The following is a 13389-nucleotide window of genomic DNA, read 5'->3' as shown; positions in this document are numbered from 1 at the left end:
CGCGGCGCGGGCGCATAGGGAGCCGTAGCGCAAGGCGCCGCCGTCCCCCCGGCGGATGCTCGCTTCAACTTGGTCCGGGATGCTGCAACCCTATGCCTGAAAAATCGACTGAAGACACCGCAGCCGGCACGTCGTCGGCGGCGCAAGTTCCTGCGAAATTCGCCAAGGCCTATCAGGCCGCCTTGCAGGGCAGCGCGCTGCCCGGCGAGAGCGACGACCTCGATGCCAAGGCGCTCGCCGAAGCGGGCGAATTCGCCGCGCGCGCGTCGCTCGACCGCGCGCCGGGCCAACCGTCGTTCCTGCTCGAACCGGTGGCGGCCGACGGCACCGACCGCCGGATGCGCCTGGTCGTCGTCAACGACGACATGCCCTTCCTCGTCGATTCGACCTCGCAGATCGCGGGCGCGCAGGGTCTCGCCGTGCACCGCATCCTCCACCCGGTGGTGTCGGTCGAGCGCGACGCGAAAAATCATCTGACCGCGGTCGACGCCGGCAAGGACGGCGCGCGCGAGTCGGTCATCTACATGGAACTCGAACGCGGCGACGCGCGCGCCCGGCGCCGTCTGCTCGATGCGCTCGAAGCCTCGCTCGCCGATGTGCGCGCCGCGGTCGCCGACTGGAAGGCGATGCGCGCCGCGATGCTCGCCGATTCGACGATGCGCGCCGACGGCGATGGCGCCGAGCTGCTGCGCTGGTTCGAAAGCGGCGCGATGACGCAGCTTGGCCACGAATGGCGCACGCGCGACGGCAAGCGCCACGACCCGCTGGGCATCTGTGCCGCGGGGACGAGCGAAATCCTGTCCGAAACCGCACTCGAAGCGGCCTTCGCCTGGTTCGAAAAGGGCCGCACGGCGCCGCTTCTCATCAAGTCGAACCGCCTGTCGTCGGTGCATCGCCGCGTGCTGCTCGACTTGGTCGTCGTTCCCGAGATGAAGGGCAAGACGGTCGAGCGCCTGTCGATCCACGCGGGCCTTTGGACCAGCGCCGCGCTGTCGACGCCGCCCGCCAAGGTGCCCGTGCTGCGCGCGCAACTCGAGGCGCTGATGACCAAATTCGGTTTCGACCCTGGCGGCCACGCCGGCAAGGCGCTCGCGCACGCTTTGACCGCGCTGCCGCACGACCTGCTGATCGCGTTCGACGCCGAATCGCTCGAGGAGCTGGTGCTCACCTCGATGTCGATTACCGATCGCCCGCGCCCGAAGCTGGTGATGATACGCAGCCCGCTCGGCCGCCATCTCTTCACCTTCGTCTGGCTGCCGCGCGACGAGGTGTCGACGGGACGCCGGCTGGCGATCGAATCGCTGTTGGTGCGCGAGGCCAAGGCGGGTGTCATCGGCTGGACGATGGCGCTCGAAGACGGCGGCGCTGCCTTGCTGCGCTACACGCTCGACCTGCGCGGCGGCGGCATCGTGCCCGATACCGAAGCGCTGAACGCTCAGCTGGAGCAGATGGTGCGTGGTTGGCAGCCCGAGGTAGAGGGCGCACTGGCGCGCCGCGGCGATCCGGGCCGCGCCGCGGCGCTCGCGGCGCGGTTCGCCCCGCTGTTCCCCGCCAATTACCGCAATCTCTATAATCCCGAAGAGGCTGCGCGCGATATATTGCGTCTCCGCGACCTTGATGCCGACCGCCCGCGCAATGTGCGGCTGGCGAAAAAGAGCCTCGACGGCGACGACCGGCTGCGGCTGAAAGTCTATAGCGCGGCCGGACCGCTCGCGCTGTCGGACGTGGTTCCGGCGCTCGAACATTTCGGATTCGAGGTGCTCGAGGAAATCCCGACCGAGTTGCACGTCCATGGCGGCGGTGAGGGCGATGCCGAGGCAACCTTCATCCACGATTTTTCGCTGCGCCTGCCCGCCAATGTCGACGAAACCGCGCTGATGCCGCATGTCGAGACGATCGAGGGCGCGATTGCCGCGGTGCTCGATGGCAAGGCCGAAAACGACGCCTTCAACCAGCTCGTGCTGGTGACGCAGACCGATCCGCAGGCGATTGTGTGGCTGCGCGCCTGGTTCCGCTACATGCGCCAGGGCGGATCGAGCTATGGCATGGATACGGTGGTGGCGGCGCTGCGCGGCGCCCCGGCGCTGACCGCCGCGCTGGTCGATCGCTTCCGTGCGCTCCATGACCCCAAGGCAAAGGATGCCGCGCGCGCCGAAGCGCTCGCAGCCGAAATCCGGACCGGCTTTGCCGCGATCCAGTCGATCGACGACGACCGCATCCTGCGTCTGTTCCATGCGGTGATCGGCGCGACGCTGCGTACCAACGCCTTTGCGCCCGCCGCCGCCGAGGCGCTGGCGTTCAAGATAGATTCGAGTCTGGTTCCGGGCCTGCCCAAGCCGCTGCCGTGGCGCGAGGTGTGGGTGTACAGCCCGCGCGTCGAGGGCATCCATCTGCGCGCCGGCCCGGTCGCGCGCGGCGGCCTGCGCTGGTCCGACCGGCGCGACGACTTCCGTACCGAAATTCTGGGGCTGATGAAGGCGCAGCGCGTCAAGAACGCCGTCATCGTCCCGACCGGCGCGAAGGGCGGCTTCTATCCCAAGCAGTTGCCGAGCCCGGCCGAGGATCGCGACGCCTGGTTCGCCGAAGGCACCGAATGCTATCGCATCTTCATCAGGTCGCTGTTGTCGATCACCGACAATATCGTCGGCGGCAAGGTGGTGCACCCCAAGGGCGTCGTGATCCGCGATGGCGAAGACCCCTATTTCGTGGTCGCCGCCGACAAGGGCACCGCGACCTTCTCCGACGTCGCCAACGGTCTTGCGATGGAGCGCGACTTCTGGCTCGGCGATGCGTTCGCGAGCGGCGGGTCGAAAGGCTATGACCATAAGGCGATGGGCATCACCGCCAAGGGCGCGTGGGTTTCGGTCCAGCGTCACTTCGCCGAAATGGGCATCGACGTGCAGACCGACACGATCCGTGTTGTCGGTTGCGGCGACATGTCGGGCGACGTGTTCGGCAACGGCATGCTGCTGTCCAAGGCGATCAAGCTGTGCGCGGCCTTCGACCATCGTCACATCTTCCTCGATCCCGATCCCGATCCGGCCAAGAGCTGGAAAGAACGCGACCGCATGTTCAAACTGCCGCGGTCGAGCTGGGACGATTATGACAAGACGCTGATTTCGAAGGGCGGCGGCGTTTTCGCGCGCAGCCAGAAGAGCATCCCGCTGACCCCCGAGGTGCAGGCGCTGCTGGGCCTGTCGGTCGCCGAAATCGACCCGGCCGGGCTGATCTCCGCGATCCTGCGTGCGCCCGCCGATCTGCTGTGGTTCGGCGGTATCGGTACCTATGTGAAGGCCGCGGGCCAGAATAATGCCGAGGTCGGCGATCCCGCCAACGACGCGCTGCGCGTCGATGCCGAGGATCTGCGCGTCCGCGCGGTGGGTGAGGGCGCCAATCTGGGCGTCACGCAGGCCGCACGTATCGCCTTTGCGGCGAAGGGCGGGCGCATCAACACCGACTTCATCGACAACAGCGCCGGCGTCGACTGTTCGGATAATGAGGTCAACATCAAGATCGCGCTCAACCGCGAGATGGCCGAAGGCCGGCTGAGCCAGGACGATCGCGACGCGCTGCTCGTCCGCATGACCGACGATGTCGCGGCGCTGGTGCTCGAGGACAACCGGCTGCAGGCACTCGCGCTGTCGATCGCCGAAAAGGGCGGCGCCGCCGCGGTGCCGTCGCTGGTGCGGATCATGGAGACGTTCGAGGCATCGGGCCGGCTCGACCGCAAGGTCGAAGGGCTGGCGGCGAACGACGAGCTGCTGCGCCGCTCGGCCGAAGGGAGCGGGCTGACGCGGCCCGAACTCGCCGTGCTGCTGTCGACTGCGAAACTGGCGCTGCAGGATGCGATCGAAGCGAGCGCGCTGCCCGACGATCCCGCTCTGGCGAGCGATCTTGCCGCGGCCTTCCCGGCCGAGATGCAGCGCGATTTCGCCGGCGCGATCGCCGATCACCAGCTGCGCCGCGAGATCATTGCGACCAAGCTTGCGAACCGCATCGTCAACCGCATGGGCATCGTCCACCCGCTCGAACTGGTCGAAGAAGAGGGCTGCTCGCTGGGTGAGGTCGCGGCGGCATTCGTCGCCGTCGAACGCTTGCTGGATATGAAGGGGCTGTGGGCTTCGCTCGACAGCGCGGGGATCAACGAATCCATCCGCTTGTCGCTGTTCAGCCAGGCCGCCTCGGCGATGGCATCGCAGATGGCCGACCTGCTCCGCGTCAGCCCCGGCCTGGCGCAGCCGGGCGCGCTCGTTGCGCGGCTCGAACCCGGCGTCGACCGCCTGACCGCGACCGTCGACACGCTGCTCAGCGCGTCAGTGCGGCGTCAGTGGGACGCGCTGGCGCAGCAGCTGCTCGATGCCGGCGCGCCCGAGGCGCTGACCGCGGCGGTCGTCCGCCTGTTCAAGACCGATGGCGCGATCGGAATCGTCGACCTTGCCGAACGTCGCGGCGACGACGAGGTCGGGGTGACGCGGGCCTTCACCCATCTGGGTGACGCGCTCGGGCTCGACTGGGCGCAGACGCTGGCGGCGCACATGAGCCCTGCCGACCCGTGGGAACGCCTGCTCGTCAACAGCCTGGCGCGCGATTTCCAGCAGATGCGGCTGAGCTTCCTCGCGGGGTTGCCCAAGGGCGATCTCGATGCCGGGGTCAGCAAATGGCTGGAAGCGAACGCACCGCGCGTCGCGCAATTCCGCACGACGGTCGACCGCGCGCGCACCATCCCCAATCCCAATGGCGCGATGCTGTCGCACATTGCGGGGCAGGCGCGCGGGCTGCTCGGCCGGTAACAGGTCTGACCCTCCCCTTCGGGGGAGGGCTTCAGGAGGCTCTATGCCGTTCCAACCGCGCGTCGCGATCCTCGTCCCGGCACCCGATTATGAGGAAAATTGGCGGCCCGCCTTCGCGCGCAAGGCGGCGGCGCTGGCGGCGGCCGGGCTTGCGGTCGAGCAGCGCGTCTGGACCGACCCCGGCGATCTGACGGGGTTCGACCTGATCCTGCCGCTGTTCGCCTGGGGCTATCAGCGCGACGTTGCCGTCTGGTATGCGCTGCTCGACCGGCTCGCGGGACTGCCCGTCGTCAATCCGGTGCCGGTGCTGCGCTGGAACAGCGACAAGGCCTATCTTGCCGAACTTGGCGCGAAGGGCGTTGCGGTGGTGCCGACGGTTGAGGTCGCGGCGCTGGACGACGCATCGCTGGCGCAGGCGCGCGCGGCGCTCGGTGCCGAAGAGGTGGTGGTGAAGCCCGCCGTTTCGGGCGGTGCCGACGGTACGCACCGTGTCGCGCCCGGCGCGCCGGTCCCCACCGATGCGCTAGGACAGCGCCGCCTTGTCCAGCCGCTGATGCCCGGCATCCTCGCCGACGGGGAATATTCGCTCTTCTTTTTCGGCGGCGCCTTCAGCCACGCGATCGTCAAGCGCCCCGCGTCGGGCGATTTCCGCGTCCAGGAACAGTTCGGCGGGCGCGAGACCGGATGGGAGGCGAGCGCCGCGGCGCGCCTGCTCGCCGCCGCCGCGCTGGCCGCCGCTCCCGCGCCCCCCATCTATGCGCGCGTCGACATGGTCGGCGACGCGGCGGGCGTGCTGCACATCATGGAACTCGAACTGATCGAGCCGTCGCTGTTCCTGCATCATGCCGCAGACAAGGGCGCGGCCTTCGGTCGGGCGGTTTACGCCGCCGTCTGATCAGCACTGCGCGCGTGCCACAACCATTGGCGGATGGCCGAGGTCAGGTTGGGCGGATCGGCGGCCTCCATCCGTTCGACGTCGATCCGCGCGACGAGCGCATTGACCGGCAGGCCGCGCTGCGCCGCCGCGGCTTCGAGCGCGTCCCAGAATAGCGGTTCGAGGCTGATCGACGTCGGGTGCCCGGCAATCGTCACCGAGCGTTTGACGGGGGGGTGGAGAGGGGCAGCCATGCATCCTGTTTGCCGTTCGCATCGCGCGAAGTCGAGGGATTGTCGAACCGGCGCCGCGCCTGGCGGCGACGGCAAAGCCGTCGCCGTGACGTCAGACGGGCTCGGCGATCTTTCGGATCGCCGCCCCGCTCGCCGAGCCGGGCCGTGGCTTCGCCACCGGTTGCCAGCTCGTCGTTCGCTTTGCGAACGCCTTCACTGGCACCCTCGGCCCGTCAATACATATGCTGTCCGCCGTTGATCGACATCGTTGATCCGGTGACGAAGCCCGCATCCTCGCTGCACAGAAAGGCGACCCCGCGGGCGATTTCTTCGGCGTGGCCGAGGCGCCCCACCGGGATTTTCGCGACGATTTTTTCAAGCACCGGGGCGGGAACGGCGGCGACCATGTCGGTGTCGATATAGCCCGGCGCGATCGCGTTGACGGTCACGCCCTTCTTGGCGCCTTCCTGCGCCAGCGCCTTGGTAAAGCCGTGGATGCCCGATTTGGCGGCGGCATAGTTGACCTGGCCATACTGGCCCGCTTGGCCGTTGATCGACCCGATGTTGACGATACGGCCCCAGCCGCGTTCGACCATGCCGCCGAAGGTCGCCTTGGCCATGTTGAAACAGCCGCCCAGATTGATGCGCATGACGTCGTTCCAGTCGTCGAAGGTCATGCGCGCCAGCGTGCCGTCGCGGGTGATCCCGGCGTTGTTGACGACGATGTCGATCGGGCCGAGGTCTGCGGCGACCTGTGCACAGCCGTCGAGGCAGGCCCGATGGTCGCCGACGTCCCAGCGATAGGCGGGGATGCCGGTGCGGTCGGTGAAGGCGCGCGCCTTTTCGTCATTGCCCGCATAATTGGCGGCGACGCGGACGCCCATATCCTTCAGCGCCAGCGAAATGGCCTCGCCGATGCCGCGGCTGCCGCCGGTGACGATTGCTACGCGTGTCATGAAATCGCTCTCCCACACAATCTTGCTTCGTTTTTGATTAGGGCGCGCGCGAAGCGGCCGCAAGTTGACCGGAACGTCAATCGCGCGGCTTTGCGAGGAAAGTTTTTCAGTTTCCGGTCAGTGCCTTCAGCGTCGTAAAATTTCCGACGGCGAGATCGGCCTTGCGGATCGCGAGGATCAGGCTGGCGCCCTGCGCGGGCGCGATGCCGGTCAGGGCGCTTGCGGGCAATTCGACGAGCATCGCGTCGCGCTCCTCGTCGAAGCCGGGTGCATAGTGGCGCGGCTGCCCGCCCACGAGAGGCGCCTCGGCGGCGGCGAGTGCGGCCCAGACGGGCTCGAACAGCGCGCGGGCCGGGGCCGAAAGCGAATCGGGGTCGGCGCACCAGCGATGACGCGCGTGATCAAAGAGCAGCGCGCGATAGTCGCTGACCCACAGATCGGCATCCGGATGGTGGCGCGTCAGCGGCAAAGTGATGGTTTCGGTGCGGTCTTCGCCGCTTTCGGCGTCGCTTTCGACCACCACCCGCGACCAGTGGATCGCGTGCAGCGCGGTCATCACCGCGGACGCGTCGGAGGCCGAGAAGCCGGCCTGCCCCGCGCTTTCGTCGATGATCGCCAATATCTCGCGCGCGCGCTCGGCCGCGTCGCGGTTGGTTGCCGCGGCATCGGCCAGCGCCTCGGTCAGTTCGTCGCTTGCGTCGGGCGGCGGCGGCGTACCGGTTTCGAGTGCGGGAAGTCGGGCGGCGAGCAGTGCCGCCAGCGCGGTCATCGTCGGCCAGTCGAACGGATGAAAGGCCGGGTCGGCAAGATCATAGCCCGTGGCCGCGAAAAAGGCGTCGGCGGCGTCCACCCCGGCTGGCGTGTCGGGCGCATCGGGGCCGCGGACGTCGACCGCCCATTCGGGAAAGGCCCGCACCGCGAGGCGGTGCAGCGCATCATCATCGAGCCCGGCGGGACGGAAATAGGCGCGGCCGACGGGTTTGGGCGCCGCGCGTGGCGGTCCCACCTCGGGCAAATGGAGCGCCGTCGCCGCGCCCGTTTCGGGATGGACGAAAAAGGCGAGCGCCCCGGTGCGCGGCCCCAACCCGTCCCAGAGTCCGGCAGGCAGGTCGGCGCAGGCGATCTGCGCGATGAAGTCGGCATCGGTACCATCGATCCGCGGCCAGGGCATTGCGTCCGGCAGGCGCGGGCGTCCGCCGACCCAGTTGCGCGTCAGTATCGCGTCGCGCGGCGGGATTTGCGCGACCAGTCGCGCCTGGCCGACAGGCACGGCGTGACCGGATATGGGATTGTCCGCGATGGGCGACGGCTCCGGTGCGGCATGGGCCTGCGCCTCGACCGCCTGAACCTGCGCCGCAAGCATCGCCTCGATCGGTTCGGGCGGCAGAGGGTCTGGTGGCGATTCGGTTTCGGCGGCTATCGGAGCCACCTCGGTCGGCGGTTCGTCGTCGGGCAACGGATCATAGACCGGCTGGGCGCGCAGCCGCGCGAGGCGCGCGGGCGCGATTTCGACCGGCTCGATTTCGGGTTCGGCGCGGCGCGACAGCCGTGGCATGCGGATTTCGCGCGGCATTTTGGGGCTCTTGGGCAGCGTAACCTGCGGGCGGGGGCGGCGTATCCACCAGACGATGGCGACGGCGAGCAGAAAGGCCAGGGTCAGGCCGGCGAGCGTCATGGCTGCCCGGTCGAGTTCGCTCATCGCATATCTCCGCGCGGGTGCCGGCGCAACATGCCGGAAGCCGCTGGAAACAGAGCTTAAGGCGCAGAGTTAAACAGGAGGTAAGCGCCCGCTATTTCAATGCCATCCGGTGAGTTCGCGCCGCACGAGCGCCTCGAGCATCGCCATCCCCGGCGGGGTGTCGTTGAGGCAGCCAAGATAGGCGAAGTCGCGCCCACCCGCCGCCTCGAACTGTTCCTTGCCGCGGATCGCGAGCTCTTCGAGCGTTTCGAGGCAATCGGCCGAAAAACCCGGCGCGAAAATCGCCACGCGGCGCCCCTCGCGGCCGAGCCGTTCGAGCAGCGCGTCGGTCGCGGGTTCGAGCCACTTGGCGCGTCCGAAACGCGACTGGAAGGCAATCTCGACCGGCCGCCCGATCGCTTCGGACAGCAACCGCGCGCTCTTCACGCACTGGCAATGATAAGGGTCGCCCAGATGCAGCGTCCGTTCGGGCATGCCGTGAAAACTGGCGACGAGCGTATCGGGCGCGAAATCGAGCGCGGCGACCCCCGCCTCGACCGACGCGGCAAGCGCCGCGATATAAGCGGGATCGTCGTGATAGGGGGGCAGGAAACGCAGCGTGGGTTGCCAGCGCAGGCGCGCAAGATGCGCGCCGACCGCATCGACCACCGTTGCCGTCGTCGCGGCGCAATATTGCGGATAGAGCGGGGCAATCAGGATACGGCGGCACCCTTCGCCGACAAGTTCGTCGATCGCGCCGCCGATTGCCGGAGCGCCATAGCGCATCGCCCAGGACACGCGGACATCGTCGCCGAGCGCCGCCTGCAACGCTCCGGCCTGGCGCCGGGTGATCGCGGCGAGCGGCGAGCCTTCGTCGGTCCAAACCTGTGCATAGGCATGGGCCGATTTTTTCGGTCGCGTGTTGAGGATGATGCCGCGCAGGATCGGCTGCCACAGCAGCGACGGGATTTCGACGACGCGCCGGTCGGACAGGAACTCGCGCAGATAGCGGCGTACCGGCCCGGGTTCGGGCGCGTCGGGGGTGCCGAGGTTGACGAGCAGCACGCCGATGCGCGGCGCGGGCACCGCGGGATGGGAAGGGGGGCGTTCGATCATAGCGGGTCGGGCGATAGCGGAATGCGGCGGATTCGGCGACCGGTTGCGGCGAACATTGCATTGGCGATCGCCGGCGCAACGACGGGCACGCCGATTTCGCCGACGCCGCCGGGATCGCGGTCGCTGTCGATGAATTCGACGACGATCTGCGGCACTTGCGACAGGCGAGGCAGGCCAAGCTGGCCGAGCTTGCGCGCGGTCGCGACGCCGCCGTCATAATCGGTCGTCGCGCCGACCGCGGCGGCGAGACCGAAGACCAGCCCGCCCTCGATCTGCTGGCGTGCGATCGCCGGATTGACGAGCCGCCCGGCGTCGACGACGGCGACGATCTGTTCGACCTGCAACCCCCGGTCGCTGGGCCGCGCGGTGGCGACGAGCGCGATGTGGCTGCCGCGCATCGAATGGCAGGCAAGGCCCTGTGCCGTGCCCGACAGGCCCCCCTCCCATCCCGCAAGGCTGGTCGCGGTGAGCAGGCAGCGCGCGAGCAGCGGCGCCTGTCCAAGCATCGCCATCCGGTACGACAGCGCGTCCGAACCGGCGCGCGCCGCCATTTCGTCGATGAAACATTCGGTGAAGAAGGCGGTGTAGCTATCGGCGTTGCCGCGCCAGCGCGCGGTCGGCAGGCCGATGTCGGCGGGGCAATGATCGACCGCGAAATGGCGGAAATTATAGGGTCCGCCCGCGCTCTCGACCGCTGCGGCGTCGGGCGTTCCCGCCGCCTCGCGCTGCGCGACGTCGGCCGGGGTTCCGTCGAACAGGCGAGCGCGGAATTCATGGTTGGTCGATGGCACCGCGATCCGCGCGACAAGCGCGTCGATCCCGCCCGCGGCGTCGAGCGTCGCATAGATTTTGGCGCGCGCCGGCGCGCGCGGAATGTCGCGCATGATTTCCTCGGCGCGCGACCAGGCGAGCTGCACCGGGCGCTTGATCTGCGTCGCGATGATCGCCGCCTGCACCGCGACGCTGTGATCGAGGCAGGCGTCGAACGATCCGCCTGCCATCATCGGGAACAGCGTCACCTTGCCCGGCGGCAATCCGACGGCCCGCGCGACCGCTTCGCGGCACTGTGCGGGCGCCTGCGTCGCGACCCACAGGCGCAGCCGTTCACCGTCCGGGGCGGCGGTTGCGGTGCGCGTCTCGATCGGCGCATGAAGCGCGGGCGCGACGGCGTAATGCGCCGAAATCTTCGGGCGCCCCTCCATCGCCTCGGCGACATCGCCCTTTTTGGCGATTCGATAGCCGTCGGCTTTCAGTGCGGCCTTCAGCGCCTTGTCGATGCCGGCGCTCGAAATCGGCGGACCGGCGGTTTCGAACTGCGGCGCAAAGCGATCGAGCGCGCGATTCGCGGCCCACCAGTTGCGCGCGACGGTCGCGATCCAGCGGTCGTGCAGCACGATGTCGAGCAGGCCGGGCGACGCCATCCCCGCCTTGCGGTCGATGCTCTTGAGCCGGGTGGCGCCGAACGGTCCCTGGCGTATCGCGGCGAAGACCATGTCGGGAAGGCGGATGTCGCCGGCGAAATTGGCCGAGCCGTCGACCTTTGCCGGCAGGTCGAGCCGCGTCAGTTCCTTGCCGTAGAGCGGGTCATTGTTGTTGGCGCGATAGACGGGTTCGGCGGGCGGATCGAGCGTTGCGGCCACCGCCGCGACGTCGCCGAAGCGCAGCTTGCGGTTCTTCCAGGTGACGAAGCCGTCCTGCGTGTCGCAATCCTGCCAATCGGCGTCCCACCGCTTCGCCGCGGCCATCATCAGCAGCGTGCGGGCCTGCGCCGCGGCGTCGCGGCACGGCCCCTCGAACATGCGGACCGACGAGCTGTTGGCAGTCAGCATCACCGCATGGCGCACCGCCCATTCGCGTCGGACCCAGCTACGCACGTCGGCGACGACATCGGGCACCAGCGCGCGCGGCATGAAGGTGGCGCTATCCTCGTCGACGAGCAGTGTGTTGGTATAGAGCGGGCTGATCGGCGCGGTTTCGACGGCGATGGTGCGCCAGTCGGCGCCGAGCTCGTCGGCAATGATCTGCGGCAGCAGCGTGGTGACGCCCTGCCCCATTTCGCATTGCGGCACGACGACGGCGATATGCCCGTCGTCGCCGATCTTCAGAAAGGCGTTGAAGATATGTTCGTCGGGCGCAGCGGTCAGATTGGGTGCATAATGACGCGGCCAAAACGACCAAGCCAGCGCAAGGCTGCCCGCCGCGGTGGCGCCGACGAGCAGCGACCGGCGGCTGACATGCGGCAGGCGCGATTTCTTGGTCCCCACTTTGTCCCGAATGCCGGTCATCCCCGCTGCTGATAATCGCGGCGAGTCGGCGACGCAAAGCCTTTCGTAAGCGCTAGCGCAGCAGGCCCAGCCGCGGAATCTCGATCTTGGGGCAGCGGTCCATGACGACGGCCAGCCCCGCCTTTTCGGCGCGGCGCGCGGCGGCTTCGTCGATGACGCCGAGTTGCATCCACACCGCTTTCGCGCCGTGGACGATCGCATCGTCGACAGCAGCGCCCGCGTCGGCGCTGTTGCGGAAGATATCGACGATCTCGGCCGCCGGCTCGACATCGGCGAGCGTCGCGACGACGGGGGCACCGTGGATCGTCTTGCCGGCATGGCCGGGATTGACCGCGATCACGTCATGCCCCTGTGCGGCCAGGAAGGCGAGAACGCCGTTCGAGGGGCGTGCGGGGTTGGGCGAGGCGCCGACGATGGCAATGCGCCGCGGCCTTTCGAGCAGGGCGCGAATTTCAGCCTCGTCGTTGATCGCCATCATATGCCCTTTCGTGCCGCGAGCCACGCCGCGACCTTCGCGGCTATCGCGTGGAACGGCTCGCCCAGCGGATCGGTTCCAGCGGCGGGCGGGACGCCGCCGTCGCTCGCGAGGCGGATGCCCATCGACAGTGGTACGCGGCCGAGAAAATCGAGCTCCATCTCCTTCGCCGCCGCCTCGGCGCCGCCGCTTCCGAACGGGTCGCTGACCTCACCGCAATGCGGGCAGGCATAGCCGGCCATATTCTCGACGACGCCGATGATCGGCACCTCGGCCTGCTCGAACAGCGACACGGCGCGCGCCGCGTCCATCAGCGCCAGATCCTGCGGCGTCGAGACGACGACCGCGCCGGTGGGCTTGTGCTTCTGGATCATCGTGAGCTGGACGTCGCCGGTGCCGGGGGGCAGGTCGACGACGAGCGTGTCGATATCGCCCCAGCTTGCGTCGATCAGCTGTTCGAGCGCGCGGCCGGCCATCGGGCCGCGCCAGGCGATGGCCTGACCCGGGGCGGCGATCTGGCCGGTCGACAGCATCGGAACGCCATAGGCGCTCTGCACCGGCGAGAGCTTGGATCCGCGCGCTTCGGGCTTCACGCCCTCGCTATCCATCAGGCGCGGCTGCGACGGACCGTAGATGTCGGCATCGACCAGTCCGACCTTCACACCGGCGCGGCGCAGCGCGACGGCAAGATTGGCGGCAAGCGTCGATTTGCCGACCCCGCCCTTGCCGCTGCCCACCGCGATGATCGTCATCGCCTTGCGTTCGGCGGTCATGGCGACGCGGACGCTGGTGACGCCGGAACGGGCGAGCAGGCCCGCGCGGAGCTTTTCCTCGAGTGGCTTGCGGTCGTTTTCGGCGAGCCCGGTGACGTCGAGCACGATCGCGAGCGTGCCCTGATCGTCGAGATAGCGAAGCCCCGACGTGCGGCCGCCGGTCAGATCGGTGGCGAGACTGGCAAGGATGGCGATATCGGTCATGTCCG

The 13389-nt window shown here is 68.6% G+C and carries 9 protein-coding genes; 2 read left to right on the top strand and 7 right to left on the bottom strand.

All coding sequences use genetic code 11. The annotated features are described in order from the left end of the window. Positions 1–92: 92 nt before the first annotated feature. Both EBMC1_RS05930 and EBMC1_RS05925 read left to right on the top strand, forming a co-directional pair. On the top strand, positions 93–4790 hold the full coding sequence (locus EBMC1_RS05930; protein WP_003042026.1) for an NAD-glutamate dehydrogenase: 4698 nt from the start codon (positions 93–95) through the stop codon (positions 4788–4790). Between the two features lie 43 nt (positions 4791–4833). After that, on the top strand, positions 4834–5685 hold the full coding sequence (locus EBMC1_RS05925) for an ATP-grasp domain-containing protein (protein ID WP_003042023.1): 852 nt from the start codon (positions 4834–4836) through the stop codon (positions 5683–5685). On the opposite strand, the gene EBMC1_RS05920 is transcribed toward EBMC1_RS05925, so the two are convergent. From EBMC1_RS05920 to EBMC1_RS05890, 7 genes are all read right to left on the bottom strand, one after another. Then, positions 5670–5918, bottom strand: coding sequence for a ribbon-helix-helix domain-containing protein (locus EBMC1_RS05920; protein ID WP_040589494.1), 249 nt, complete (start codon positions 5916–5918; stop codon positions 5670–5672). The two genes, EBMC1_RS05925 and EBMC1_RS05920, sit on opposite strands and share 16 nt — an antisense overlap. A 212-nt stretch (positions 5919–6130) precedes the next feature. Further along, positions 6131–6853: an acetoacetyl-CoA reductase gene (gene phbB / locus EBMC1_RS05915; RefSeq protein WP_003042018.1), complete on the bottom strand. Its 723-nt coding sequence runs from the start codon at positions 6851–6853 to the stop codon at positions 6131–6133. 106 nt (positions 6854–6959) lie between these two features. Further along, complete coding sequence (locus EBMC1_RS05910) at positions 6960–8552, bottom strand: DUF1963 domain-containing protein (RefSeq protein ID WP_003042015.1); 1593 nt, start codon at positions 8550–8552, stop codon at positions 6960–6962. Between the two features lie 96 nt (positions 8553–8648). Further along, positions 8649–9647 (bottom strand): ferrochelatase, encoded by a 999-nt coding sequence (gene hemH, locus EBMC1_RS05905; RefSeq protein ID WP_003042012.1) that lies wholly within the window; start codon positions 9645–9647, stop codon positions 8649–8651. Further along, the gene (locus EBMC1_RS05900) at positions 9644–11932 is read right to left on the bottom strand and encodes a xanthine dehydrogenase family protein molybdopterin-binding subunit (protein WP_003042010.1); all 2289 of its coding nucleotides are present in this window, start codon (positions 11930–11932) and stop codon (positions 9644–9646) included. Before EBMC1_RS05900 ends, hemH begins: the two co-directional genes overlap by 4 nt. A 52-nt stretch (positions 11933–11984) precedes the next feature. Then, a complete protein-coding gene (locus EBMC1_RS05895; protein WP_003042007.1) occupies positions 11985–12407 on the bottom strand; it encodes a CoA-binding protein in 423 nt (140 codons plus the stop codon). Beyond that, complete coding sequence (locus EBMC1_RS05890) at positions 12407–13384, bottom strand: Mrp/NBP35 family ATP-binding protein (RefSeq protein WP_003042005.1); 978 nt, start codon at positions 13382–13384, stop codon at positions 12407–12409. Before EBMC1_RS05890 ends, EBMC1_RS05895 begins: the two co-directional genes overlap by 1 nt. Positions 13385–13389: the final 5 nt, after the last annotated feature.

The sequence above is a fragment of the Sphingopyxis sp. MC1 genome (genome assembly GCF_000371385.1).
Taxonomy (GTDB): domain Bacteria; phylum Pseudomonadota; class Alphaproteobacteria; order Sphingomonadales; family Sphingomonadaceae; genus Sphingopyxis; species Sphingopyxis terrae.
This window is presented reverse-complemented; position numbering and strand designations above follow the sequence as displayed.